This window comes from Peribacillus sp. NPDC046944, assembly GCF_050272735.1.
In the GTDB taxonomy this organism is placed as follows: Bacteria; Bacillota; Bacilli; order Bacillales; family DSM-1321; genus Peribacillus.
In genome coordinates this window covers 61,948-87,231 of record NZ_JBNNML010000004.1, presented here as the reverse complement: position 1 = coordinate 87,231, position 25,284 = coordinate 61,948, and the positions used below count along the sequence as shown (strand labels likewise).

At 40.0% G+C, this 25,284-nt stretch carries 27 protein-coding genes, 3 riboswitches and 1 other annotated feature; of the genes, 14 read left to right on the top strand and 13 right to left on the bottom strand.

Annotated features, from left to right (window positions below; translation table 11 throughout):
• Positions 1–200 precede the first annotated feature (200 nt).
• Positions 201–836 (top strand): Bax inhibitor-1/YccA family protein, encoded by a 636-nt coding sequence (locus ACQKIC_RS08665; RefSeq protein WP_403123720.1) that lies wholly within the window; start codon positions 201–203, stop codon positions 834–836.
• Between the two features lie 31 nt (positions 837–867).
• Here the strand turns inward: ACQKIC_RS08665 and ACQKIC_RS08660 are convergent, their stop codons facing one another.
• A complete protein-coding gene (locus tag ACQKIC_RS08660; protein WP_402867901.1) occupies positions 868–1,410 on the bottom strand; it encodes an acyl-CoA thioesterase in 543 nt (180 codons plus the stop codon).
• A gap of 166 nt (positions 1,411–1,576) precedes the next feature.
• Complete coding sequence (locus ACQKIC_RS08655; protein ID WP_427591027.1) at positions 1,577–2,074, bottom strand: DinB family protein; 498 nt, start codon at positions 2,072–2,074, stop codon at positions 1,577–1,579.
• 183 nt (positions 2,075–2,257) lie between these two features.
• Here ACQKIC_RS08655 and ACQKIC_RS08650 point away from each other — a divergent pair, with 183 nt between their 5' ends.
• Positions 2,258–4,075, top strand: a complete 1,818-nt coding sequence (locus ACQKIC_RS08650) for an ABC transporter ATP-binding protein (protein WP_427591025.1) — start codon at positions 2,258–2,260, stop codon at positions 4,073–4,075.
• A 75-nt stretch (positions 4,076–4,150) separates the two neighbouring features.
• On the opposite strand, the gene ACQKIC_RS08645 is transcribed toward ACQKIC_RS08650, so the two are convergent.
• Positions 4,151–4,849, bottom strand: a complete 699-nt coding sequence (locus ACQKIC_RS08645) for a GDSL-type esterase/lipase family protein (RefSeq protein ID WP_402867898.1) — start codon at positions 4,847–4,849, stop codon at positions 4,151–4,153.
• A 146-nt stretch (positions 4,850–4,995) separates the two neighbouring features.
• On the opposite strand from ACQKIC_RS08645, the gene ACQKIC_RS08640 reads away from it, so the two are divergent.
• The gene (locus ACQKIC_RS08640; protein ID WP_427668604.1) at positions 4,996–5,520 is read left to right on the top strand and encodes an N-acetyltransferase family protein; all 525 of its coding nucleotides are present in this window, start codon (positions 4,996–4,998) and stop codon (positions 5,518–5,520) included.
• A 55-nt stretch (positions 5,521–5,575) separates the two neighbouring features.
• On the opposite strand, the gene ACQKIC_RS08635 is transcribed toward ACQKIC_RS08640, so the two are convergent.
• Positions 5,576–5,752 (bottom strand): aspartyl-phosphate phosphatase Spo0E family protein, encoded by a 177-nt coding sequence (locus tag ACQKIC_RS08635; protein ID WP_402867897.1) that lies wholly within the window; start codon positions 5,750–5,752, stop codon positions 5,576–5,578.
• A gap of 226 nt (positions 5,753–5,978) precedes the next feature.
• The gene (locus ACQKIC_RS08630) at positions 5,979–6,242 is read right to left on the bottom strand and encodes a Fur-regulated basic protein FbpA (RefSeq protein WP_402987593.1); all 264 of its coding nucleotides are present in this window, start codon (positions 6,240–6,242) and stop codon (positions 5,979–5,981) included.
• 98 nt (positions 6,243–6,340) lie between these two features.
• Positions 6,341–6,444, bottom strand: a riboswitch (SAM riboswitch).
• Positions 6,445–6,755: 311 nt separating this feature from the next.
• Positions 6,756–6,861, top strand: a riboswitch (TPP riboswitch).
• Positions 6,862–6,929: 68 nt separating this feature from the next.
• A riboswitch (TPP riboswitch) is annotated at positions 6,930–7,022 on the top strand.
• Between the two features lie 105 nt (positions 7,023–7,127).
• Between ACQKIC_RS08630 and tenA the strand changes: the two genes are divergently transcribed.
• Genes tenA through thiE form a run of 5 tightly spaced genes read left to right on the top strand, consistent with a single transcriptional unit; the run spans position 7,128 to position 10,554 of the window.
• Entirely contained in the window at positions 7,128–7,817 is a 690-nt protein-coding gene (tenA, locus tag ACQKIC_RS08625; protein WP_427591024.1) for a thiaminase II, read from the top strand.
• A complete protein-coding gene (gene thiW, locus ACQKIC_RS08620) occupies positions 7,818–8,351 on the top strand; it encodes an energy coupling factor transporter S component ThiW (protein WP_402867894.1) in 534 nt (177 codons plus the stop codon).
• Positions 8,320–9,126, top strand: a complete 807-nt coding sequence (thiD, locus tag ACQKIC_RS08615) for a bifunctional hydroxymethylpyrimidine kinase/phosphomethylpyrimidine kinase (protein WP_407406313.1) — start codon at positions 8,320–8,322, stop codon at positions 9,124–9,126. Before thiW ends, thiD begins: the two co-directional genes overlap by 32 nt.
• Positions 9,123–9,938, top strand: a complete 816-nt coding sequence (gene thiM, locus ACQKIC_RS08610; RefSeq protein WP_427591023.1) for a hydroxyethylthiazole kinase — start codon at positions 9,123–9,125, stop codon at positions 9,936–9,938. Before thiD ends, thiM begins: the two co-directional genes overlap by 4 nt.
• Entirely contained in the window at positions 9,919–10,554 is a 636-nt protein-coding gene (gene thiE / locus ACQKIC_RS08605; protein WP_403123700.1) for a thiamine phosphate synthase, read from the top strand. The genes thiM and thiE overlap by 20 nt, the downstream gene beginning before the upstream one ends.
• A 38-nt stretch (positions 10,555–10,592) precedes the next feature.
• Here thiE and ACQKIC_RS08600 read toward each other — a convergent pair whose 3' ends face one another.
• Positions 10,593–11,798, bottom strand: a complete 1,206-nt coding sequence (locus tag ACQKIC_RS08600; RefSeq protein ID WP_427591022.1) for an MFS transporter — start codon at positions 11,796–11,798, stop codon at positions 10,593–10,595.
• A 284-nt stretch (positions 11,799–12,082) separates the two neighbouring features.
• On the opposite strand from ACQKIC_RS08600, the gene ACQKIC_RS08595 reads away from it, so the two are divergent.
• The 3 genes from ACQKIC_RS08595 to ACQKIC_RS08585 all read left to right on the top strand — a co-directional run bounded on the left by ACQKIC_RS08595 (position 12,083) and on the right by ACQKIC_RS08585 (position 15,697).
• The gene (locus tag ACQKIC_RS08595; protein WP_407406317.1) at positions 12,083–13,570 is read left to right on the top strand and encodes an aldehyde dehydrogenase family protein; all 1,488 of its coding nucleotides are present in this window, start codon (positions 12,083–12,085) and stop codon (positions 13,568–13,570) included.
• Positions 13,571–13,727: 157 nt separating this feature from the next.
• Positions 13,728–14,291 (top strand): FAD-dependent oxidoreductase, encoded by a 564-nt coding sequence (locus tag ACQKIC_RS08590; RefSeq protein WP_427591021.1) that lies wholly within the window; start codon positions 13,728–13,730, stop codon positions 14,289–14,291.
• Positions 14,292–14,464: 173 nt separating this feature from the next.
• A complete protein-coding gene (locus tag ACQKIC_RS08585) occupies positions 14,465–15,697 on the top strand; it encodes an aminopeptidase (protein WP_427591020.1) in 1,233 nt (410 codons plus the stop codon).
• Between the two features lie 136 nt (positions 15,698–15,833).
• Here ACQKIC_RS08585 and ACQKIC_RS08580 read toward each other — a convergent pair whose 3' ends face one another.
• Positions 15,834–16,934, bottom strand: coding sequence for a type I restriction endonuclease (locus ACQKIC_RS08580; protein WP_427591019.1), 1,101 nt, complete (start codon positions 16,932–16,934; stop codon positions 15,834–15,836).
• 456 nt (positions 16,935–17,390) lie between these two features.
• The gene (locus tag ACQKIC_RS08575) at positions 17,391–18,752 is read right to left on the bottom strand and encodes a sodium-dependent transporter (RefSeq protein WP_427591018.1); all 1,362 of its coding nucleotides are present in this window, start codon (positions 18,750–18,752) and stop codon (positions 17,391–17,393) included.
• Positions 18,753–18,833: 81 nt separating this feature from the next.
• Positions 18,834–19,055: a binding site (T-box leader), on the bottom strand.
• Positions 19,056–19,357: 302 nt separating this feature from the next.
• Here ACQKIC_RS08575 and ACQKIC_RS08570 point away from each other — a divergent pair.
• Complete coding sequence (locus tag ACQKIC_RS08570) at positions 19,358–19,525, top strand: hypothetical protein (protein ID WP_402955962.1); 168 nt, start codon at positions 19,358–19,360, stop codon at positions 19,523–19,525.
• Between the two features lie 136 nt (positions 19,526–19,661).
• On the opposite strand, the gene cspC is transcribed toward ACQKIC_RS08570, so the two are convergent.
• Positions 19,662–19,862, bottom strand: a complete 201-nt coding sequence (gene cspC, locus ACQKIC_RS08565) for a cold shock protein CspC (RefSeq protein ID WP_010331195.1) — start codon at positions 19,860–19,862, stop codon at positions 19,662–19,664.
• A 322-nt stretch (positions 19,863–20,184) separates the two neighbouring features.
• On the opposite strand from cspC, the gene ACQKIC_RS08560 reads away from it, so the two are divergent.
• The gene (locus ACQKIC_RS08560; RefSeq protein WP_402867884.1) at positions 20,185–20,445 is read left to right on the top strand and encodes a hypothetical protein; all 261 of its coding nucleotides are present in this window, start codon (positions 20,185–20,187) and stop codon (positions 20,443–20,445) included.
• A 56-nt stretch (positions 20,446–20,501) separates the two neighbouring features.
• Here the strand turns inward: ACQKIC_RS08560 and ACQKIC_RS08555 are convergent, their stop codons facing one another.
• The 3 genes from ACQKIC_RS08555 to ACQKIC_RS08545 form a co-directional block, all read right to left on the bottom strand.
• Positions 20,502–21,074 (bottom strand): YdcF family protein, encoded by a 573-nt coding sequence (locus ACQKIC_RS08555; RefSeq protein WP_427591017.1) that lies wholly within the window; start codon positions 21,072–21,074, stop codon positions 20,502–20,504.
• A 126-nt stretch (positions 21,075–21,200) separates the two neighbouring features.
• Positions 21,201–21,989 carry a serine hydrolase gene (locus ACQKIC_RS08550; protein ID WP_427591016.1) on the bottom strand — a complete coding sequence of 263 codons (789 nt, stop codon included), beginning with the start codon at positions 21,987–21,989 and terminating at the stop codon, positions 21,201–21,203.
• 189 nt (positions 21,990–22,178) lie between these two features.
• Positions 22,179–22,346, bottom strand: coding sequence for a DUF2292 domain-containing protein (locus ACQKIC_RS08545; RefSeq protein ID WP_402867881.1), 168 nt, complete (start codon positions 22,344–22,346; stop codon positions 22,179–22,181).
• Between the two features lie 471 nt (positions 22,347–22,817).
• Between ACQKIC_RS08545 and ACQKIC_RS08540 the strand changes: the two genes are divergently transcribed.
• Entirely contained in the window at positions 22,818–24,206 is a 1,389-nt protein-coding gene (locus ACQKIC_RS08540; protein WP_427591015.1) for an amino acid permease, read from the top strand.
• 42 nt (positions 24,207–24,248) lie between these two features.
• On the opposite strand, the gene ACQKIC_RS08535 is transcribed toward ACQKIC_RS08540, so the two are convergent.
• Positions 24,249–25,226, bottom strand: a complete 978-nt coding sequence (locus ACQKIC_RS08535) for an aldose 1-epimerase (RefSeq protein ID WP_427591014.1) — start codon at positions 25,224–25,226, stop codon at positions 24,249–24,251.
• Positions 25,227–25,284: the final 58 nt, after the last annotated feature.

Sequence of the window (25,284 nt, the reverse complement as noted above, 5' to 3'; positions counted from 1 at the left end):
CTGAAATTTTTTATGTATTAGTTCCACTCAACCAACCAATCTAAATATTTTGATATTTCAGAAAATTTATATTCTGATAAGACTCGCCTTATGAATGGACGGTGCGTAGCTTTTTCTAGCAGGGTTTGGGTAATAAAGTGAAACCTTTCCCCTTATCTTTCGTAAGAATGGGTAGTAATAATTATATGGAGGTTGACCGAATGTATTCACATACCGTTAATGCGTATATGCCCTCTGTTATGCGCACATTTGCTCTATCACTCGCGATTTCCGTTTTAGGAATGGCTGCTGGAATATTTATACCCCCGGCCTTATTTCTTCCCTTGGCGATTTTGGAAATCGCCATGCTGATTGGAGCCTTTATCTTGAGAAGGAAAAAAGCAATTGGATATACATTTCTTTATGCATTTACTTTCATATCGGGAATGACCACCTATCCCATCATCGCTCACTATCTCGCTTTGGCAGGCGCTAACGTCGTGATTTTGGCTGGAGTGACGACAACCGTCGTCTTTGGGGGGTTAGCTCTATATGCAACAACCACTAAGAGAGATCTTTCTTTTCTAAGTGGAATCCTCTTTGCTGCCTTGCTAGCGCTAATCGCCATCAGTATCTTTAATATATTCTCACCGTTAAGTTCCACAGCAATGCTTGTTTTTTCCTTTATTGGCATTCTTGTCTTCAGCGGATATGTTCTATATGATTTCAACCGCATGAAGCACTATGGGGTAACGGCAGAAGAAGTCCCGCTCATGGCATTGAATCTGTACCTTGATTTCATCAACCTGTTTATAAACATCCTTCGCTTTTTCGGTATATTATCAAGCAATGATTAAAAAAAACGGGCAAATGCCCGTTTTTTCGTACTTATTTATATAACCCTGGTTCTGATTTTTCAGTCCAAGGCAATTTCACACCAAATGTGCTTGCGATGAATTGTGTATCATCTCTTCTTTTTTTCCTAACGTCTGCCCGGTGTTTGGCAGATTCATTCAAGTTCTTCTCCATTTCAGTCTCCGGAACCAAGCGGGGAACTGGAACAGGTTTTCCGTTCTCATCGATGGCAACAAAGGTCAAAAAGGAAATAACGCATAGATTCCGTTCTCCAGTAAGTAAGTCCTCGGCAACCACTTTTACGATAATTTCCATAGATGTCCTTCCCGTATACGTAACGAAGCTTTCTAGGCATACTGCATTTCCTTCATGAATGGGATGCAGGAAATCGACAGAATCGGTCGATGCCGTAACGACATTACTTCTAGCATGGCGCATGGCAGAAATGGCCGCAACGTCATCAATGTAAGCCATTAATTTCCCACCGAACATTGTACCGATATTATTTGTATCAGGTGGTAGAACTAGACTCGTTTTTATAACCAAAGAGTCCGAGCAATGTTTTATTTCTTCCATGGTGACTGCACTCCTTTATGTCCATTTTCTCACTAGTTCACTTTAACGAATTTTGCGCGTTAAAGCAATAATCATGATTATTACCCACATTTTTCTCATCTCTCAATAGGTAAGTACTGCTTATATAGTCTTTCCTAAATCAATACATATATAAAAAAAACTCAACCTATTGGCTGAGTTTTTTTAGTTTGGCCTTCAACTCTTCAATTTGCAATAAATGCCGTTTCTCATGCAAACCGACAAACGGAATCCACTGCTTCAAACTTAAATCTTTATACAAGGGGTGTGGGAATGACTTCTCTTCCAAGTCATTCTCCTTCGCTTGGGAGATTACCTTTTCCAATGCCTTACGTGAAGAGGCGAGCTTAGCTTTTACTTCAGCTAATGTTTGGAACTTCTCTGACGGAATGACAAATGGAGGCGCGTCCACTTTTACGTCACGATTTAATGTATACTGGATCGGTTTATCATCTACTCGATTGCTCTCGTCACTTGCCAGTGTATCGGCAATTCCTTTTGTTACCGCCCTCTCCATTAGAAATAGATGCTCCAATACCTGAATGATGCTCCAACGTCCATCTTCGGGATGTGCATTTACCTGTTCATCCGATAACCCGTTCGCTGCCTGGAGAAGTTCTTCCCTGATTTTTGTGTTTTCTTCCACTCTACCAGCTCCTTATTCACTTTTTATAATTATTCCACCGAAGGGATAAGTTGTAAAATATAAGGTTCTTTATTAAAGAAAAACCGCTCAAAAGTTGTCTATTTTTTTAAAACCTCTATGATAATCATAAAGGTTTTTTTGCTTTTAAAGACAACTTTCAATTTACCATAGGAGTGATTAAATATGAGCGGGGGACATATCCCTTTCAGCCACAAGGGCCGTAGCACCCTGACAGCTGCACCATCAAAAGGAAGCATTCGGTCAATGTTGAAACAAATATTCAATCGTATCCCATCCAGATGGAAATTTTCAAGTATGATCATATGCATAATGATTTTCATTTCCATGCTTGAGTTTTCCATCCCACAACTTACGCAATATACGATTGATGATGTCATACCTGGGAAAGAATATGACTCATTGATTTGGGTAGGCATAGGTATGCTCTTTGCGGCCATATTGTTAGCTTTGCTTAATTATGTGAACGGCTATATCGTATCTAAAGTGGGGCAAAAAGCGATCATGAATTTACGAAATGAAATGTATGACCATATTCAAAAATTGGATATGAAATTTTTTGATAAAAATAGAACGGGTGACTTAATGTCCCGGCTCACGAATGATGTGAACCTGCTTCAACAACTCATCTCATCAAGCATGCTACAAGTAATTACAGACACGGTCACCTTCTTTGCCATTGCCATCTATATGCTGTTCATCAATTGGAAACTGACCGTGGTCCTTCTCATTACCTTTCCGTTCATGTTCTACCTGACACGTATATTTGGTAAGCGCATCCGCCTCTCTTTCAGGAGCGTGCAAAGTTCGGCCGGCGATGTCAGCAATCAGCTGCAGGATTCCCTTTCCGGCATACGGCTCATCCAATCCTTCACAAATGAAGAATTTGAATCAAAACGATTCGCGGACCGAAATCATGAGAATACGGTAGCAAACATCAAATCAGTTCGACTGAGGTCCATGTTTGGCCCGCTCATAGATTTAATGAATAATTTAGGTCTGATCGCCGTGATTGTATTTGGTGCCTGGCAAGTGATGCAGGGAGAATTTACGATTGGATTAATCGTGGCATTCCTGGCTTATCTCAGGCTTCTGCAAAGTCCAATCCGTAATTTCAGCCGTGTAATCAGTATCGTGCAACAATCGGCTGCAGCTTTTGAACGGATCACCGAAATAATGGAGACACAACCTGGAATCCAGGACAAAAAGACAGCAATTAATGTTCCCAAAATCACGAAACAAATCGAATTTCAAGGAATTGATTTCGCTTATGTCGAGGGGGTACCAGTACTCCGAAATCTTAACCTGATGATAAAAGCAGGACAGGTAACCGCTCTTGTCGGCTCATCCGGGGCAGGGAAATCAACGATTACCAGCCTTTTAATTCGTTTCTATGACCCCCAACAAGGGACAATAAAAATGGATGGCCATGATATTCGTGATCTCACCCTCAAATCTTTACGGAGCCAAATGGGGGTTGTTTCGCAAGACATCATTTTGTTTACCGGGACCATCCGCGATAATATAACCTATGGTAAACTCGACGCAACGGACGAGGAAATTATCGAAGTGGCTAAGGCGGCATATGCTCATGATTTCATCAAGACGTTCCCAAAAGGATATGACTCACAAATCGGAGAACGTGGGGTCAAACTTTCTGGTGGCCAAAAGCAACGGATTGCCATCGCCAGGGCCCTTTTGAAGAATCCCCAAATCATCATTCTCGATGAGGCGACGGCATCGCTCGATACGGAATCCGAACATCTGATTCAGGAAGCGTTATCCAACCTATTAGAGAACCGGACTTCAATCGTCATTGCCCATCGGTTATCAACCGTTCAAAAGGCAGATCAAATTGTCGTTCTTGAAAAAGGGGTAATTCAAGAAAATGGAACGCACGAACAACTGCTACTAAATAATGGTCGCTATCGGCAGCTCCATGACTTACAGTTTCCACTGGCGGAGGCACCATCAGAAACATAACCAACCAGAAATCCGCCCCCGATAAATAAACCTAAAAGGGCATGAAAATCAAGTTTCCATGCCCTTTTATCGTTCTTATTTAAAATCATATTTATCTAAGATTCGATTGGTTATAAGCTGATAGCCTTCTTCATTTGGATGAATTTCATCACTGAAGTATGCTTTTTTATCTTTGTTTTCGAATAAATCGTTTGTAGGGATATACTTTAGTCTACTATCCTTGTCCACCATCTTTTGAATCGAATGATTATAATCACTAATATGGTTTTCTAATTTCAAGTCGTCTTTATTCGGGTTATATAACCCTATCACCAAGATATCAGCTTTATTATTTTTCTTTAGAAGCTCAGAAAGAATTTTATCTAAATGTTGTACATACTCTTTCTTTTCATCATTTATCTTTTGATCATTGATTTTTTTTAAGTTTCCACCATTACTGTTAATTAAATCATTGATTCCGATATAGACGATAAATGTGTCAGCCTTATCCAATTTTGTGTTAATCTCAAGATCTTCGAGCTGTTTAATGACACCGTCCGTTTCCTGACCTTTAATACCATAATTCCAGAATTGGACTTTTTCTGAATCGGAATCATTCGTTTTATGTTTCAAGTCATCAATATATCCTTCCCCTTCTTTATCGCCCTTTCCATAAGTCAAAGAATCTCCAAATGCCATGACTCTTTGATCGTTTTTCGCATCTACTGCCTGAAACGCATAGGCAACTAAACAAATAACAAGTACAATAAAAAATAAGCCAACGATTTTCTTCATTTGTTTTGCTTCTCCTTTTGTATTCACTAGGAAGTATTTTATTTTTAAATACCCAAAAAGAGGACAAGCCTAACATTCGAATAATCTAATAAAAAACTTAAATTGCATGATGCACCTGTACTCAGGTGATTGGAATGCCATAATAAATGGATTGGAGCTTAATGATGAAGGAGTTTATAGAATTCAGGGAAGCAATATTTGAGGATTTGCCTAAAATTATTGAAATTTACAATTCTACAGTACCTTCGAGGATGGTCACTGCGGATACAGAACCAGTTACAGTAGAATCACGGCTCAAATGGTTTGAGGAACATCATATTCTCAAACGGCCATTATATATGATCATACATGATGGAAAAACAGCTGGGTGGATGAGTTTTCAATCTTTTTATGGTAGACCCGCATATGATTTTACCGCTGAAATTAGCATCTATATAGATGAGGAGTTCCGTGGGAAAGGAATTGGACAACTTTCAATCCAAAAGGCTATAGAGGTGAGTCCGAAGATAGGGATTAAGACACTTCTTGGATTTATTTTCGCACACAATGCACCAAGTATTAAGCTTTTTTCAAAATTTGGTTTTGAAAAATGGGCGCATTTACCGAAAATAGCAGAACTCGATGGAGTGGAACGCGATTTGGTCATTCTTGGTAAACGTGTCACTACATGACTTCCATTGCAAAAGGCGATTGCCTGGATTTGAATGGTCTAGTGGGATGTACTGATTATTCGCGACAAACTCCCAGGAATTTTATATGTGTGACCGCATTCAATAAAGAATCCAACTCTTGACTTGCTTGAATGGTCATCCTGCTTGTCAAACCATAATTTTTTGCTAACATAATCATTTCTTTTCGTTTTTCTTCAATTTTTTCAACTGTTGTTATATGAGGAGGCTTCAATATAATCACTTCCTATTTTTCAATTATTTTACATTTTTATCATAACCAAAGCACTAGGCGAAATCAATCATTTTACATGTTTTAAATATGTTATTTCACTAGTGAAATGTGACAAAATACCCATTATATTTTTCTATTTTGTACTTTTTATGTCAGTTCAAAGAGAAAAAGCATTTGCCTTTACACAGCAAATGCTTTTTCTCTTTGATTGTTCACTATAGGTTAACTAAGTCATGCACTCTGGAGGTGACTCATTACCTGATTTATCTATAACAATCTTATATTCATCTTCAAGAGCTTTTAATGGAGCATCATAGAGATGCTTTTCATCAGAGGTTTTGTATACACCATTTGATAATAGTTCTTCTATCAACAATGCTCTCCTCTGTTCTTTTTTCTCGAAAAACTCTGCCATATGAATGGCCCCTTTCCTTTTATTCATATTTTCCACATATAATGCCCCTAATCTTATAGGCTTTGCTAAAGCCAAAATATATATACCTGTTGTACGGGATTCTTAAACCCTATTTGACAAAAATAAAAACCCCTTCTAATCCAAGAAGAGGTCGACAGAGGTCCGTTCGTCTCTTCTTATCTTCCAAGCGATTGCTTGTTGGAAGAAGCACAGTTCCCCGATGGGTCTGTTGCCGAGGTTTCATAGGGCCAAGTCCCTCCACCTCTCTGGATAAGAATACAGAATATAAATGATTTTGACATGATTTTATCCCACTTGCAAGGATAAGTCAATTGCATTCAAATAATTTTTAATTTTTAATTTTTATATTATTTTTCCGTGTGCCCTTTTAGCACAAGGTAAGACCATATCCCTATTTTGCTAATAACTATATTTTCCTCCAATTGACCGTGGGTTAGGTATGCTCCATTTGCCAATGGGGATTTTATCCTACTACCCCTTTCACGCCACAAGATACTCATAAAATTCTATTGGATTCAAAGGTTGCATTTTCCTTTTTATCTGATATGATGACAATAATCACATACGAAATACCACTAGGGGAGTCTTCTAAAAGACTGAGATGGAATGATGTTCCGGACCCTTTGAACCTGATCCGGGTGATGCCGGCGGAGGAAAGTGGATGATATCGTCGTCGTATATTTGACTTCATCCATCTGCCCCGTTCCGTTTTCAGGAACGGGGTTTTCGTTTAATTGAATAATAAACTGCTAGGGGAGCCATTAATAGGCTGAGAATCAAACCCTTTGTACCTGATCTGGTCATACCAGCGGAGGAAAGCAGGTTGAAAAAGGGATTCGTACATTCCTAGAACAGCCGCTTTCTATATGAAAGCGGCTGTTCTTCATTTTTGGACACTCCCCTCCTTTGTATGTGAATGAATTATAAGGGGGAAAAATCATGGCGAAAACCCAAATGAAAACTTTCAGTGCTAGACTTCACGAACGTTCAAAAGAAATTTGGAAAAAGAATCATACTCATCCTTTCGTTCAAGCAATTGGAGACGGGACACTATCAGAAAAGAAATTCGCCTATTACTTAAAGCAGGACTATATCTATCTTATGGATTATGCCAAGCTTTTTGCCTTAGGGACCATCAAGGCCACTAACCTTGAGATCATGACCAAATTTGCGAGTATTTTAAATGAGACTCTACAGGTAGAAATGGATTTGCATAGGAGCTACTGCAAGGAGTTCGGAATTAGTTCTGAGGAATTGGAAAATACCGAACCAACTCCGATTACCCTTGCCTATACAGGTTATATGCTCAATGCTGCCCATCATGGAACTTTAGCCGACCTTATTGCCTGCTTACTTCCTTGTGCCTGGGATTACTATGAAATTGGCTCGTTATTAAAAGAACAAAATGGTCCAGCACTAGAAACAAATCGTTATATCGCTTGGATTCAATCGTATGCATCCCCCGAATTCGCAGATGCGCACAAATGGTTGGCCAAGCTGTTAGACGAACTGACGGAAGATATGCCTGAGGGGGAATTGAAAAGATTAGAGAAACACTTTTTAATGACCTCCCGATATGAATATTTATTTTGGGACATGGTTCACAACGAACAGGATTGGCCTCTTTAAATGCTAGATACTGGTAACTTGTTACGGAAAATGACGTTGACTAGCTTGTTCACGGCCATCACTACCCTGACTAGCTCATTCGTTTACATCCCTGTTGGTTTTGCGAAGGTGTTTCCTATTCAACATGTAACCAACGTCATGACAGCCGTTATGTTGGGGCCGCTTTTTGCTGTGACCCAGGCCTTTTTAGTATCCCTTATCAGGAACATGACAGGTACAGGTTCCATTTTTGCATTTCCGGGAAGCATGGTTGGTGCCCTGCTGGCGGCCTTCCTCTACCAAAAAACAAGAAGGATGGGACACGCCTGCTTGGGAGAAATAGTGGGGACAGGCATTCTCGGATCCATCGCCTGTTATCCGATCGCGCTTTTATTATTGGGAAAAAAAGCGGCACTTTTTGGTTTTCTGCCAGCTTTTCTTCTTAGTTCTTTAACGGGCGCAATTATAGGCTTTCTTTTATTGAAAGTTCTCTTAAAAAATCATTATATGAAGGGGTTTTTTTATGAAAAGGGCACTAACGATCGCCGGATCTGACTCTGGGGGCGGAGCCGGCATCCAAGCTGATTTAAAAACATTTTCGGCCCATCGGGTTTATGGCATGTCTGTTATCACCGCCGTTACGGCACAGAATACCTTGGAAGTTCGATCTGTACAGCCCATCGATCTCCCTGTGATCACCGATCAAATTGCGGCCGTATTTGAAGACATTCGTGTCGACGCAGTAAAAATAGGGATGCTTGGATCAAAGGAGACGGTCGAAACCGTCGCCCATTCAATAAAATTATTTAAACCGGCTATCGTCGTCCTTGATCCTGTCATGATTTCCAAAAGTGGACACCATCTGTTAGATGAGAGGGCCGTTTCGTCGTTAAAAATCGATTTACTTCCACTTGCTACACTTGTCACGCCGAATATACCGGAAGCAGAGGTCCTTACCGGATTCCCGATCCGGACGAAGCAGGACTTTTATAAGGCATGTACCGCTATTCTGGAACTGGGTCCGAAGGCTGTTTTACTGAAAGGAGGACATGCAGCAGGAAATCCAAATGATCTCTTTTATGATGGCAAGGAGTTCTCTTGGATCAAGGGTGAACGCATTCATACGAAAAATACGCATGGAACTGGCTGTACCCTTTCCTCTGCCATTGCATCTAATCTTGCTAATGGACTTCCTTTAGCGACGTCCATTGAACAAGCGAAAATCTATATTTCAGAAGCGATACGAAATAGCTTAGAACTCGGTAAGGGACACGGACCCGTTCACCATTTCCATCAATTTTATAAAAAGGAACGGAGTGATTTCACATGAATACATCCGTTGCAGACTTATTTGGCAGAGTGAGAAAGAAACAACCACTCGTCCACCAAATCACCAACTTTGTTACTGCAAATGATTGTGCCAATGCTACCCTGGCAATTGGTGGTTCTCCCGTTATGACTTCCAATCCAAAAGAAGTGGCGGACATGGTCAAACTGGCACAAGCACTGGTGATTAACTTAGGTACACTGGATGATGTTCCCTTGGAGGCGATGGCGATTGCCGGGAAAACAGCGAACGATTGCCATATACCCGTAATTTTAGATCCTGTGGGCGTCGGTTCCACCCCTTACCGAACAGAGAAAGCGATGGAACTGCTCGATTCAATCACTGTCCAGATTATTCGCGGCAATGCAAGTGAAGTCCATCGGCTAATGGGAGGCGATATCGTCACGCGAGGGGTCGATTCAGGACCCCTTTCCATGAGCAATGCAGAACTATCCCTACGTGCTGCTAGAAAACTGAAGAGTGTTGTCGTCGTGAGTGGAGCCAAGGATGCCGTTAGTGACTCTTCACGTACGTCCATCATCGATAATGGAAGCCCTCTTTTAACAAAGGTGACCGGCACCGGCTGTATGTCGACGGCCTTGATTGGGGTCTTCTGCGGAATTACGGAGGATTACTATTCAGCTGCTATCGCAGGAATTTCAACCATGAGCATCTCTGGTGAGCTTGCTGCCAGAACCCTTGAAAAAAATGATGGCACAGGGACATACCGGACACGGATTATCGATGCCATCTCAGGAATGAATGATTCCATATGGAAATACGAGGTGAAAATGCATGAAGAAAGTGCCATTTGATTTGAGCCTTTATTTAGTCACGGAAGAATCATTAGCCGTCGAGGACATGACCACTATCATCACCGAGGCGGTTTCAGGCGGAGTTACGGCCGTCCAACTTAGAGAAAAGCAGGCATCTTCCCTTACTTTTTATCAAAAAGCTTCTCTATTAAAAGGGGTCCTTGATGAACTTTCGATTCCGTTAATCATTAATGACCGCGTGGATATTGCGCTTGCTGTAGGAGCGGATGGAATTCATGTTGGGCAGGATGACCTTCCTCTTCCCATCATCAAGACCCTTGTTCCTGACAATATGATCATTGGAGTATCCGTCTCTACCTTGGAGGAGGCCCTTGAAGCTGAAAACAATGGCGCTGACTATATTGGTGTTGGCTCTGTATTCCCGACAAAAACGAAACAAGACGCAACTGCTTTGAAAAAAGGGGAACTGGAGAGAATTTGTCACAGTACCTCGATTCCTGCCGTTGCGATCGGTGGGATTACAGCGGATAATATCAACAGGCTTTCTAAAAGTGGAATTGCCGGTGCTGCGGTCGTCTCTGCCATTACACAGGCAAAAAATCCAATGGACGTGGCTACACTCCTTTCATACACTATAAAAAGATTCACTAATTAATAGAAGGAGGATGCTCATTTCGAGTCATCCTCCTTCCTTTATGAAAGAATGGTATTCTTCGTTTCTTTTCCAAATGCCACAGCAACAGCACCAATTAAAATTGCGATTGTAAAAATCGTGAAGATGGTCGATATCGCTGTATCTCCAGCAACTAGATACCCGACAAGCAACGGCCCCAAAATGCCCCCGACGCGTCCGACTCCAGCTGCTAACCCCGTCCCGGTTCCACGAATGACGGTTGGATACTGTTCAGGTGTATACGCATAAAGCGCCCCCCATGCACCTAAGTTGAAAAACGATAGGAACATGCCGGATACGATCAAGAGTGATAAGCCTTCAGCGGAGCCAAAGAAAAATGCACTACCTGCCGTTCCTATTAAATATGTAATCAATACGAACTTACGCCCCATCTTCTCTATCAACCACGCAGCAGAGAAATAACCAGGCAATTGGGCTAACGTCATGATCAATACATATTCAAAACTCTGAATCATGCTGAAGCCCTTCATGACCATGACACTTGGTAACCATAAAAACATGCCGTAATAGGAAAAGACCACACAAAACCAAAGAATCCATAAAACAAGTGTCTGACGTGCGTGCCCTTTTTGCCAGACCATTTTCATGTTGTTCAGCACAGACGGTCTCTGTTTCTTTTCAAGCTCCGTATATTTAGGAGAATCGGGTAATTTCAAACGTAGATATAGAGCATATAATGCCGGAACCGCACTTAATAACAAAGCCACACGCCATCCGTATACAGGAATGATGAAATAAGAGATGAGCGCCGCCAACAACCAGCCGACCGCCCAGAAACTTTCAAGGAGTACCACAACACGTCCCCTTTTACTTGCCTCGACGCTTTCAGAAACGAGTGTTGAAGCAACGGGTAGCTCTCCCCCGAGCCCCATCCCTATCAAGAAACGCAAAATCAGGAATAAACTAAGCGTACTGACGGCTGCAGACAGACCGCTCGCAATCGAAAATAATAATAAGGTTATGATAAAGACATTCTTTCTGCCAACCCGGTCTGCCATCGCTCCAAAGAGAATCGCCCCTACTGCCATCCCGATAGAATTGATACTTCCGATCCAACCGACCTGTTGGCTCGTTAAATTCCAATCCTGTTTCAATGCAACGATGATAAAAGAAAGCATCCCGACATCCAGTGCATCAAACATCCATCCAAAACCAGCGACACCCAGCAGTTTACGCTGCGATATCACTTTCGCATTGTTTTCCATATAAACCTCCTAAAATCTGATCGCTTACCAATATATTCTCCTATTTAATATTACCTATTAATTTTCCTTTTCGCTATAGTATTTACAACTGTCTTGACACTTTTCTTTACTCAAATAGAAAAAACGTTGATTTCAAGCCTTTTTCCATTTAAGAATAAAATGTCGAATAGTAATGATTGAATATTTCACCTATTTATTTTATGATAAATATTGGCATATGAAAGCGTTATCAATTAAGTCATCATGTTTTGCCCAATATAATCATTATATTCAGGAGGGAAACAATGACCAATCTAACGTTAGAAGTAAGTGGAAAGCTGGACAAGTTTTTAAAAGGTCCTAAAAAGCTCTATATCAATGGAAAATTCGTAGAAAGTGCCTCGAAGAAGACCTTTACCACTCCCAACCCCGCAACAGGCAAGAAACTCGCAGATGTATATGAAGCGGATAAAGAAGATATCAATTTAGCCGTTAAAGCCGCAAGAAAAGCATTCGATGAAGGCCCATGGTCCAAGATGAGCGCCGCTAACCGTAGCAGGTTGATGTATAAACTAGCAGATTTAATGGAAGAAAATAAAACAGAATTAGCGCAATTAGAAACACTGGACAATGGAAAGCCCATCAGTGAAACTACAAATGCGGATATCCCTCTAGCCATTGAGCATATGAGATATTTTGCTGGCTGGTCGACTAAAATCGTCGGACAGACCATTCCGGTAAATGGAAATTACTTCAACTATACAAAACATGAGGCTGTAGGCGTCGTCGGTCAAATCATCCCTTGGAACTTCCCGCTTCTTATGGCGATGTGGAAACTGGGAGCCGCTCTTGCGACTGGCTGCACGGTCATTTTGAAACCTGCCGAGCAAACACCATTATCTGCCCTTTATTTAGCAGAGCTAATCGCGGAAGCCGGCTTCCCTGACGGTGTCGTCAATATCGTCCCTGGATTCGGTGAAACTGCTGGTCAAGCCCTTGTCGATCATCCTGAAGTTGATAAGATTGCCTTCACCGGTTCTACTGAAGTAGGGAAAATGATCATGCGTTCTGCTTCCTATTCATTGAAGCGCGTGACACTGGAACTCGGAGGAAAATCACCTAACATCATCCTTCCAGATGCCGACTTCTCCAAAGCCATTCCTGGAGCTTTAAATGGCGTCATGTTTAATCAGGGTCAGGTATGCTGTGCCGGCTCCCGGGTTTATATACAAAAGAAACACTATGATAATGTCGTGGCTGATATGACTAGTCACGCTAAAAAGATCAAACAAGGAGCCGGATTGGATCCTAATACACAAATTGGGCCACTCGTTTCCCAAGAACAGCAGAATCGAGTTCTTGGTTACATTGAAAAAGGAAAAAAAGAGGGTGCAGAAATATTGGTAGGAGGAAACAATCCTAGCGATGAAGGCTACTTTGTTTCACCAACGATCTTTGCCGGTGTAGAAGAGGAAATGACCATTGCCAAAGAAGAAATATTTGGTCCAGTCATTGCTGCCATGCCGTATGAGAATATAGACGATGTAATCAACCGGGCAAATGCAAGTGAATATGGGTTGGCTGCCGGTTTATGGACAAGCGATCTAGCTAACGCCCATTATGTAGCAGGAAAGTTACGTGCCGGTACTGTTTGGGTAAACTGCTATAATGCATTTGATGCCGCCTCCCCATTCGGTGGTTATAAGCAATCCGGAATCGGACGGGAAATGGGTTCCTATGCCCTTGAAAATTATACTGAAGTTAAAAGCGTCTGGATTAACCTAGACAAATAATTCTTTTTAAAGAGAGGGTCTTCCGGGACCCTCTTTTCCATGCTTTTTGCATCCTTTTAATATATTTTATTATTGCGATTATTCTTAAATCATTTCAATAGCCTTTTCCTATGTACGTTTGATAGAATCAAGGTAGAGAAAAAGGAGGAATATTCCTATGTATGAAATTGCCATTATCGGTGCCGGACCCGCTGGCGGAAGTGCCGCCATCTTCACGGCCAAGGCAGGAAAAAAGACAGTCCTTCTCGATAGCAATGCAAGTATCACAAAAAGAGCCTGGATGGAAAACCATTATGGTGTGGATGAAATCTCTGGACCTGACTTAGTCCATATCGGAATTCAACAGGCAAAGAAATTCGGTGCTGAACATATCGAAACAAAAGTTACAGGCATCGAAAAAACGGAACAAGGATTTACAATCGAAACGGAAAACGGCCTTATTGAAGCTACTTACATCATCCTCGCGACGGGAATGATCACTAATCTAGCCGAAGAAGCGGGAGTCGCGACAAAAGACGGCATAGAGCCGCGCACTAAAAAAGTGTATGACGTGGATTCACTAGGGAAAACATCCGTAGAGGGAATTTGGGCTGCTGGCGCTGGTGCAGGCGTGAGCGTACATACCATCGTTACGGCCGGTGACGGAGCCAGAGTGGCCATTAATCTGCTAAGTGAAATCAACGGGGAACGTTATGTAGACCATGATGTACTGAAAAAATAATGAGAGTGTTCACAGAAGCTGAGTCCCTGCACTCAGCTTTTCCATCCTCCTCTATTTTTTTATCGGATTTATTTGAACCCCCACGTTTTATGATACATATGTGTAAAAAGTTTCTTTTTTCAGAAACTATCGATACAATTAAACTGGAGATAAGAGAAAGGAAGTTTTAAAAGATGAATGAATTTCAAACCAATTTAGAAAAATACGCAGAACTGGCCGTTAAAGTCGGGGTCAATATCCAGAAGGGACAAAACCTCGTTGTAAACACAACCTTAGAAGGCGCTGAACTTGTTCGCCTCATCGTTAAAAAGGCTTATGAAAACGGCGCACGTAATGTCATCGTTAACTGGAATGACGATATTGTCGGGCGTACAAAATATGAAATGGCACCCGCTGAAGTATTTAACGAGTATCCAGAGTGGCGGGCAAAAGAAACGATCGAGCTTGCTGAAAATGGCGCAGCTTTTCTATCGGTCATCTCCTCAAGTCCTGACCTTTTGAAAAATGTTCAACCTGAACGGATCGCCAACTTCCAAAAGGCATCGGGTACCGCACTGAAAAAATGGCGTCAATATATGCAGTCCGATAAAGTGAGTTGGTCCATTGTCGCAGTCCCTTCACAAGCATGGGCTGATAAAGTCTTCCCTGAAGTAGCTGAAGAGAAACGCATCGATGCACTTTGGGAAGCGATCTTTAAAGCAGTCCGGGTTGATGTAAAAGAACCTGTCGAGGCCTGGAAGAAACACGACGACACACTTCATGAAAAAGTCGATTATTTAAATGAAAAGCACTACCAGAAATTGCACTACACGGCACCAGGTACGGATTTAACCATCGAATTGCCTGAGAAACATCTTTGGTGCGGAGCTGGCAGCATCAATGAGCAAGGACATGAATTCATGGCTAACATGCCAACGGAAGAAGTGTTCACGGTTCCACTGAAAAATGGTGTCAATGGAACGGTTTCAAGCACAAAGCCACTTAGTTACGGCGGCAATATTATCGATAATTTCTCCGTGACATTCAAGGAAGGCCGGATCACAGAAGTGAAGGCTGAAAAAGGCGAAGAAATCTTGAAACAATTGGTCGATACGGATGAAGGATCACACTATCTAGGAGAAGTGGCACTAGTCCCATTCAATTCGCCCATTTCCCAATCAAACGTATTATTCTTCAATACATTATTCGATGAAAATGCATCCAACCACTTAGCAATCGGAAGCTCTTATGCATTCTGTCTTGAAGGTGGAAAAAACATGAGCCCCGAAGAACTGGCGGAACATGGTCTGAACGAAAGTCTAACCCATGTTGATTTCATGATTGGTTCGGATAAAATGAACATCGACGGCATCCTTCCTGACGGCACTTCAGAAGCTGTCTTCCGTAATGGGGATTGGGCGTTTTAATTGGAGTATTGATATAGTGGGTTTTGAAGGTTTATAACTTTGGATTTCACATGTTTTTAGAACATTCATTAGCCACGTGTTTATAGTCACGTGGCTATATTTGTCTAATTATAAGGTGTCCAATCATCAACTATTTTTAGTTGAATTGTTCGGTAACCCTTAATATTTCATCTTTGTATAATAAAATGTCGTTTACACTATCTAATTTATGTGTAGTTTTTAATTCATCATTTAATTGGATATACTTATTACTAGTATTAAAACCTAATCTACAAATCCATTTACGGATATTATCATCCAGTAAAACATTAAAATAACTTTTATTATCTCTATAGTAAACTCTATTTGCATCTAGGTTTTCCTTAAGCATAAGTTTTATTAAAACATATCCCTCTATTTCTTCTTCGGTTGTCACAATCACAGGTCCATCTACTACTTTTTCCAGTTCATCAATTAGCTCTTCTTCGTTTGTTGGTGCTATATCGTCATTTATTTTTTCCGTCGTATTCAACTCATTTCCATCAGTTGAACTTAAAGCTTTTTGAAGCTTATCATTTACTTTATCATTGACGAATTGATTAAGGGATTTTTTTACTATTTCCCGAAAATTATCGATTACTTTTTTTGTCTTTACACCTTGATAAACATCATTTAATACGAATTTGATAAACTCTTCATTTGGTTCCTCCCATTGTTGAGTTAAAAAATTCTTAATTTCATTTGTATATTTTAATTCGGAGGCAGTAGTTAATACATTTTCTACATTGAAAAAGTTTTTTCTAAATTTGGCTAACTCCAGAAGGTGATTTTCTCTTATTTCATGTAAATTAAATATAAAGAATGGTTTGTCATCCATTTTATTAGGTTCTTCTAAATCGGTGAAGAACTTATATTCAATACCATTGGTCAAGATTGCAAACTTAGCTTTGGTAGTTCCAAAATACCTAAATAATTGCGAATCATGTTTATGTAGTTTTTCATGCACACATTTTGCTTCAATTAAAATAACAGGGTGTCCGTTTTCCATTATGGCATAATCAATTTTTTCACCTTTTTTTATTCCAACATCAGCTATGAATTCTGGTACTAATTCCTCGGGGTTAAAAATATCATATCCTAATGCTTGTATTAACGGCATAATTAACGAGGTTTTAGTTGCTTCCTCAGTTTGAATGTTATCCTTTATTCGTTCTATCCTAGTTGATAGCGCTTTAATTTGTTGTATAAAGGTTTCCATATTCCTACCCCCCATTTATAAAAGGTTTCTATATTCGTACCCGCATTTTTAATATAATATGCTTATATAAAACAATATTATACTAATCTGTAAAAAAATATATGTATCTCTCATCTTAGAAAAAGTGACTATATGTTAAATTTGAATAGAATCTTGTATTAAGAATTTTGGATATACAACATAAGTACCTAGAGCATGTAATTTAATCGCTAGAAAGGCAAGGATAATTTTTAGAGTTTTAAAAGTCTAATCGGCTATCTAATCGGCTTAATAGTACTTTTATTTTGCGTTTAGCTATAATAACAAAAATTTATTGCCTATAAATTTTAAACATCAAGCTTAATAGCCACGTGCTAAGATGCACGTGGCTATTATTTTATACGTAAAATACTACCTTAATCATTTACGCAAATCCATTTACTGTCCAATAGGTGGCTTTCTATAACCTCAATCCCATTAGAAGAGCCCCACTACCCTATCAAGTATCCCAGTCACATCAAGGAACACGATGATAATAACCAGAGGAATGATGAACCTCATGATAAAGAACCATATATTGAATGCTTGGGCACCAAGGCGAGAATGCTGTAATAGTTCCTCTCTCAAGGAGCTTTTCTTGATCTTATATGAAACGAAGATCGAGATTAAAAGCACTCCGAGCGGCATTAATATGTTGCTGACTAAATAATCCGCTGAATCAAACAAGTTCTTCGAGAAGATTAAGAGATCAGAAAAAGTACTATAGGATAATGCAGAGGGAATGCCTACTGCAAAGATTAAGATTCCGATGATATAGGCATATTTGGTTCTCTTCTCCTCTTTTCCTTTAACGATGGCTGCCACGATGATTTCCAACATGGAGAAGGCCGACGTTAATGTGGCAAATAGGAATAAGGCTAAAAACCCTAATAAGAAAACTTCTCCAAACACGATTTGGTCAAACACCGCCGGCAATACAACGAACAGCAAACCCGGACCTTCAGCTGGCTCTAACCCTAATGAAAAAACAGCTGGGAAAATGGCCAATCCTGCTAATAAGGCAATCAATAGATTCATCGCGACGATGGATATGGCCGGTTGGATTAAGCTTTCCTTTTTTGAAAGGTAGGAACTATAAGTAACCATCACCGACACTCCTACACTTAAGGAGAAGAAAGCCTGCCCCATCGCAAATAGCACACTTTGAGAAGTCATGCTAGAAAAATCAGGTGCTAGAAAGAATTTGACGCCTTCTAGAGCGTTATCTAATGTAAGCGAACGAATGATCAGAACAATAAAAAGCAAAAATAAAGCAGGCATCAATATTTTACTCACTTTTTCGATTCCATTTTGAATCCCTTTCGCTACAACCAATACGGTAATGGCTAGGAAGACAAACTGAGCTACAAGGACCAACAACGGATTGCCGATTGTCCCGTTAAATACAGAACCATAATCTGCACCCTCACTAATTATTCCACCGAACAGACCTTTGACGAAATAGATGACAATCCATCCACCAATTACGCTATAGAAAGACAAGAGAAGAAAACAGGTGAATACCCCTAATCTTCCAATCCAATGCCAGTTGCTATGAGGAGCTAAACTACGATACGCACTGATGGCTTCCTTTTGTGTACTCCTGCCTATAATAAATTCAGCCAATAATAAGGGAAAACCCATAAACAATGAAAAGAGAATAAAAAGAAGAAAGAATGCCCCTCCTCCGCTCATCCCAGTAACATATGGGAGCTTCCATATGGCACCTACCCCTATCGCTGATCCAGCTGCGGATAAAATAAAACCAATCTTCGATGACCATTGCTCTGTTGTTTGCATGCTAACCCTACCTATCCCTTTTTATTATGGTTCCCTAATCAACAATTCAAAGACAAAAAAAGCCACGTCTCTATCTGTAACGATAGGGACGTGGCTTCACGCGGTACCACCCTAATTGGAAACAACACTTGTTTCCCACTTGTTAAAATAACGGTTTAACCCGTTTTATACCACTTTCTCTTTTGCAGTATAAAAAAGCTCCAAGAATGAAATTCACCTAGTCTTTGTATCAGTTTTCACCAACCACTGATTCTCTATATAACAGGGAGACCGGCTTAATGGGTTTCTTTTCGTCGCTCGCTCGATATGTTAATTAACAAGATTATAGTACGATAATTCTTATAGGTCAATCATTATTTAAATATTTAGACTATACAAGAGGGATTCTTCTCACATCTCATTTCCTTCATCATCGCGGCGAAGATCTATTATTACAGCATAATTATATGACTTTTGGATGAATGAATTACTTCGAATAAAATAGTAAAGTTCTTCATAATCTACATGAATATAAGGATTCTTTCCATTAATGGCCCCTTTGGAATATCTTGGACACATTTTTTATCGTGAAATATGTTATACTATTAGTAAAGAGGGTGCATAAATTGAAAAGTAATAAATACAATAGTGGCGAAACCGTAACGATCCTTGAAACTGATGAATTAGTTACAATTAGTAAATGGGCATATGTGAAAAACATGAAAAGATATTCTTATACAGTCAAAGAACATCCAACAACATTCTTCTTTGAAGAAGAACTGGAGAAAGCATAAGCTTTCACTTTTTTTGTATGCAATGATTTCCTTACTCTTCAATGGAGTAAGGTTTTTTTTATGTATAAACGGCGACGACAAAGAACAGACTCCCCTAGGGGAGTCTGTTCATATAGGTTACGATTTAGTTTTAAAATTAAGCTTTTTGAACGTTAGCTGCTTGAGCTCCACGAGCACCTTGCTCAACGTCAAAAGTTACTTTTTGACCTTCGTCTAAAGATTTGAAACCTTCGCTTTGGATAGCTGAGAAATGTACGAATACGTCGTCTCCGTTTTCACGTTCGATAAATCCAAAACCTTTTTCTGCATTAAACCATTTAACTGTACCTTGTTCCATTTTTGTTGCCTCCTAGTGCATAACACACATTGTATTACTATTTTTGATTTTTCAAGAAGATACTAATACCTTTTTTCATTACCAAAAACAATTCTTTATTAGAATAACACGAAATGATAAAAATAGCAACTACGCTGCAGAGAAATTAAATTGGTTATTTCATAAAAGGCCACTAGCAAATAATTATGAAGAGATTGCCCGCTCTTTTGCTTTTCATAATTTTTCCAATTATATGATTTAGATTTTTAATTAGGGGTATATCAGAGTATAAGAAACCGTTCTTTTACTTTCGTACAGATTAAACAACATAGGAGGTTTATTAATGAAATATTATAAGGTCTCGAATAGAGGATTCGATAGTAAGGTCATTGCCGCCAGTAGCGATTATGAAGCGCTTGGCTTTTATTTAATGGAGATCGATGATCAACTTGGTTTTGTTGATGATATAGATATAGAAGAAGTCGATGCTGAAGAAAAAGTTGAGGTTTCCTATATTGGATACCCTGTTTATAAGACGATTGAACAAATCTATCAAGAGAATGAGTTTTGGGAGGTGCCTAATATAGTAGTGGAAGTCGAGTGAATTTGAAATGCCCACCTTTTCACGAGGGGGCATTTCATAAATATTGAATGAACGTCTCAAAACAGTTGGGTCAAATAGTACTTTGTTATGGCCAAGTATTCACGGATATATGATTTCACTAAAGCGATTCGCGGCGTCTTTGCAGGAACCCCTGTCACTTTCAATCCTTCTCTTTCAGCCATTTTCACGGCTCGATAAAGATGAAAATCATTCGACACAATCAATCCAATCGATGAAGGATCCGGAATGAACTCTTTCGAGAAAGCAATATTTTCACTGGTTGATGTAGATTCGTCCTCCATGATGATTCTTCCTTCTTCAATTCCCTGGTTGATAAGCCCTTGTTTCATTGCCTCGGCTTCTGAAATGTCTTCTCCAGGACCTCTGCCACCAGAGACGATGGCCACCGTACTTCCATTCGATTTTAAATAGTCTGCTGCCCTATCAATCCGGTATTGTAATGATAAAGATGGAACATTCCCTTTTACTCTTGCTCCTAAAACGATAAGGTATCCCGCATCTTCAGGGATTGGCTGATGGCTGCTTTCCATGATCTTCATATGTAAGATTCCAAAGTATACGAGCAGCACGACCATACCCATACCGCCAAGCTTTATCCCCTTTTTCATAGTACCGCTCCGTTTCTTTTTCGCTTACCATTTTCCCTTTTTGTTCCAAACTGCATTACAAAAGTGGAGCAATCAATGAAATTATTAATCTGACAAAAAGGTGAAATTAAAAGTGTAATAGAAGTTTTAAGCTTCCCCCATCATGTCTTCGTAAATCCACTTTCCTATTAGACTAATGACTTGACGGCTTTCTTCCTCGGTTTTCATGTCCTCAGTCAGGACTGCGGCGTAGACGGTTTGTTTGTCTGAACGGATGATCGCACAATCATGGGCGACACCACGAATCCCCCCCGTTTTACTTGCCACTTTCACACCCTTACCCATTTGTGACGGAAGCTTATCCCTTAACTGTTGATTATCCATTATACGCAATATTTTTTCCTGGTTCTCTTTCTTTAAAAAGTCTCCAGTATATATCGCCTTTAGACAGGTAATGGTATCCGCTGCGGAGATGGTATTATCCCGGCCTTCTTTCAATGCTTTAAAATCCTGCATTTTCCGTTGAAGAATAGTCTGTTTAAGTCCAAGATCCTTTATACACTGATTAATTTCATCTTGGCCAAGCAAGGTCATCATCATATTGGTGGACGTGTTATCGGACACTGTAATCATCAATGACAAAAGATCTTCAACCGTTAAAAAAACTTTATTCGATAGAACATGCAGAACCCCTGATCCACCCGTCACTTCTTCAGGCGGGATCGTCACCGGCTGATTCAAATAAATCTTCTTTTCTTCGCTCTGACGATATCCTTCAATAATCATCGGAATTTTAATCAAACTGGCTGATTGGAAAGATTCATCCTCATGATATGCGATGGATTCCCCATCACTATTTTCAATTTTATAAGCAATGCGTCCATTAAATGATCCCACTGCATCCAAAATCTTGTGTTCAATGGTTTGTAAAGACATGGTTAACCCTTCCCTTCTAACGATTCATTAATTATGTAACACCTTACTAATTCTACCATGTAAAAGCATCACTATCTTCTATATATGCTTTATTGATTTATTTTCAAGATAGAACGTAAAAAGGCATTAAAATTCCCAAACAAAAAAGAGCATTCGATGAGAAAGCTCCTTTTCAGGTACATTATAATCTTATCTTGCTTTCATCGGTCTTCCTTTCACTATTGGAAACCGCTTCTTTTCGGTGGTGTCTACCTGGGTGATTTCCCCATCATGCACGGTTATGATAACTGACCCATATTGCAGTTCTTCCAAACTGGAAATGATATGTTTGATTTTTAACTCCTCTTTTTTTTCCATAGTGGCCCCCTTGAATAATGTTTATGAAGAAAACCCATGATAAAGGAACGATCGATCTACCTCTAACGCTTTCTATACTAGCGGTCAAATCATTCCATCCTTCTCTTCTTTTCCAAAAGATAAAGGCACCTTTTATCTATTATTAGATGGAAAGGTGCCTTTAGTTGACTAATCGGCATTATGAGAGTTGCTTGTCATTATGGCTGGTAATCGAACATACTAAGGAAAAGACGATGGCTTAATACACACTAAACTATACTTTATTATCCTTACCTATAAACTTGGTATTATTACTATAATCCGTCTTTCATTATTTGTCAATGACGTTTTATAATATTCCGACTAATTCGTATATTTTATTCTGCCTATTTAGCACTTTACCAAACTAAACTATTTACGATATACTATTTTAAAATAAGTTTTTCATTGAACATTACAATCATTGTCCTATAGAAAGGTTCGATTATAAATATGAAAAATAATAAATGGGGATTGTTGATCCTAACCACATTTGTAGTTGGCAATATGGTGGGCGGCGGTATCTTCATGCTTCCTGCCCAATTGGCGCAAGTATCAAGTCCGTTGGGAGCCACGATGGCGTGGGTTGTCACGGGCTTGGGAGTATTTTTAATAGCACTCGTTTTCGGTAACTTGGCTGTGAGAAAACCAGATTTGAAAGCCGGACCACAAAGTTATGCACAATCATTATTTAAATCACCTGTAAAAGGCAGATTTGCTGGATATAGCATGGCCTGGGGTTATTGGGCGGCTAACTGGGCGGCTACGGCCTCCGTCATCATATCATTCGCAGGTTATTTATCGACGTTTTTCCCAGTCATGCACAGTACGAAAGTGCTCTATACAGCAGGATCATTTGACCTTGAACTTGGTAAGGCACTAACATTTGGTGTTTGTAGCTTGGCACTTTGGGGCATACACTTCATTTTAGTCAGAAGTTTTAATGGTGCTGGTAAACTTAACCTTGTCGCAACAGTCACAAAAGTGATTGGCTTCTTATTTTTCATCATCGTTACTATTTTCATCTTTGATTCTTCTAACCTGGGAGACGGCGCTAAATTTTATAACGAAGCGGGTACATCATTTTCCTTAGGTTCCCAAATTAACAATGCAGCGATTTCTACCTTATGGGCATTCATCGGCATCGAGGCAGCCGTTATGCTTTCAAACCGTGCGAAATCACAGAATGATGTCAAAAAGGCGACGATCATTGGCTTGCTTATCGCTGTTGCCATTTATATAGGGATTACCATCTTGACGATGGGTGCTTTATCGCAAGAGGAATTGAGGGCATCTCAGAAACCACTAGTCGATGCTTTACAGACTGTGACCGGTTCCAGCGGCACATATCTTATGGGAGCACTAGCTGTCATTTGCTTATTAGGTTCAACGATAGGGTGGGTCGTCGTTGCATCGGAAGTTCCTTATCAAGCAGCGAAATCGGATATATTCCCAGCTTACTTTGCAAAGGCAAATAAAAATGGAACGCCGGTACGCTCCATGACGATAACGAATTTAATGACGCAGCTGTTCTTGTTTTCCACTATTTCAGGAACCATCTTAGTCGCATACAAATTTTCCATGATCGTTGCAACTCTTGCTTATTTGGTCCCTTATCTCGTATCAACTTTGTATCAATTAAAGTTAGTTTTGACTGGAGAAACGTACGATATCATGAAGGGATCCAGGACTCGCGACGGCATCATCACCTTCCTGGCATTGATATACTCCATATGGGTCATCAAGACAGGCACAGCCGACATGGAAACGTTCATGTTAGGTATCTATTTATATGTTCTAGGCTTTGTTCTATACCCGCTTTGGATGCGGAAGAGAGCTTAACAGGAAAACGCCCTGGCATTAATTAATATGCCAGGGCGTTTTCTATATTTCATCCAGAATTATTTTTGTATCCAGATGTATGGATTCTCCTGGTTGCAACTCCTGCAAACCCGTTACTTCCACTGGTAATTTCAGATTGGGGGCATTCGTGATCCATGTGTAAGGCTCGGGACACAAGAACCCGTCCTCATTGAACACTACCCAATATTTAAAACGGCGATCCGCTTGATAACGCACTTGTATACCAGCTTTCGGATCGGTTAAGACAGCTTCATTTGTTCGGTTTTTTTCCTCATCATAGCTAAAAATGTCATCATATTCCCGTCCCTCTCCTATTATCCTCCTTTGAATTTCATCCTTATTTGGCAACGTGATGTATTTTCCAGTCGGCAATGACCTTCCATTCAGCTCCCACTGTTTATTTACGGGCAAGGAAATCTCGCAATCCGAATAGTCATTTCTTGATATAAACGGAAAATTGAAGATCGTATGATACCCTGCACCCCACGGAAATGACTCGCGACCGATATTGTGAATGTTCATTTGGATATCCAGTCTCTCTTCCTTTACTATATACGTCATGTTCACTTTGAACTCGTGAGGAAAATGCGGATACATGGAAGGAAAATCACTGCTCAAAAATTCCGTAACGATTACGACTCCCTCCTTGCCTGCCTCTCTTTTTAGGACCTTCCAAGGCTTATCATGCAAAAAACCATGAATGTGATTGTGCTTCTCCCATTCATTTACCGGAAATGTATAGGTTGTTTCCTTATATGTAAAGGTCCCATCTTCTATGCGGTTAGGCGGGAACAGGATTGGCATGCCGTATAGGATCGGCACTTTTTTGTAGTCATCCAACGACTTTGGAGTCCTCAATATATCTACATCTTTTTTCTTGGATTTTAGCGATAGTAGATTACTTCCCAAAGCTGGAACGATCATTGCTTCAATGATATCATTGCCAAAGATTATAGCCTCTTCATTTAAAAACATCTGGTCTTTTATATAGGATTCCATCTTCTTTCCTCCTCTTAGATTCCATATACTTACACTCATCCTACTAGTCTAGTACCCT